This is a genomic window from Streptomyces mutabilis, from assembly GCF_014649815.1.
GTDB classification, from domain to species: domain Bacteria; phylum Actinomycetota; class Actinomycetes; order Streptomycetales; family Streptomycetaceae; genus Streptomyces; species Streptomyces mutabilis.
This window is the reverse complement of the sequence record NZ_BMTT01000152.1, coordinates 1-698: the sequence shown is the minus strand read 5'-3', so window position 1 is coordinate 698 and position 698 is coordinate 1. Positions and strand designations below refer to the sequence as shown.

The 698-nt window shown below is 34.7% G+C and carries 1 protein-coding gene; it reads right to left on the bottom strand.

The window, feature by feature from the left end; genetic code table 11:
* Positions 1-686, bottom strand: a 686-nt coding sequence (locus tag IE142_RS39830) for a cell division FtsA domain-containing protein (RefSeq protein WP_229831239.1), incomplete at its 3' end; no start/stop codon positions are given.
* Positions 687-698 lie beyond the last annotated feature (12 nt).

Genomic DNA, 698 nt, shown 5'->3' with positions numbered 1-698 from the left:
CCATATTGATGTTTTACCTTTTCAGCTGTGTCATATGTAGTATTTAGTCCTTGAGCAATATCATCCGTAATGTCTCGACCGGCCATTTCTATAGATTCAGCATCTACAAGTTCTCCTCGTTCATAGAAAGCAACTTGCGTTAAGTCTTCACCGATATCAATAACACAAGCGCCTAATTCTTTCTCCGTTGGTGTGAGAATAGAACCATAATTGTACGCATCAGAATAAACATCTAACACGTCAACACCACATGCCTCAACACATTTAATCATATTGATTAAAATAGATTTTTGGATTGCGATGACACCTGCATCTACTTTTAATGAATGTCTTGCAATTAATTCTTTTGGATCTGAAACTTCATTGTCTTTGTCAACTACAAAACGAATTGGGAATACATTTATCACTTCAGTTTCAGGCACATCATTTTTATCCCGGATACCTTCTAAAACTGATTCAATATGCGTGCCATCAATTTCAGTATCCTCATAAAATTCAATTTCATTTGATTCATCATATACTTCGGTACCGATGATAGGTAGTTTTAAAAATACATCTTTTATATCTACACCAGAGGCAATTGAAGCCTTCTTAATTGTATCTTTAATTGCTTGTCTTGCAATATCAAAATCATCAATTAAACCATTCTTGATACCACTTGTGTAGGTTTGCCCTGTACCTATCACATTAATTCCGTT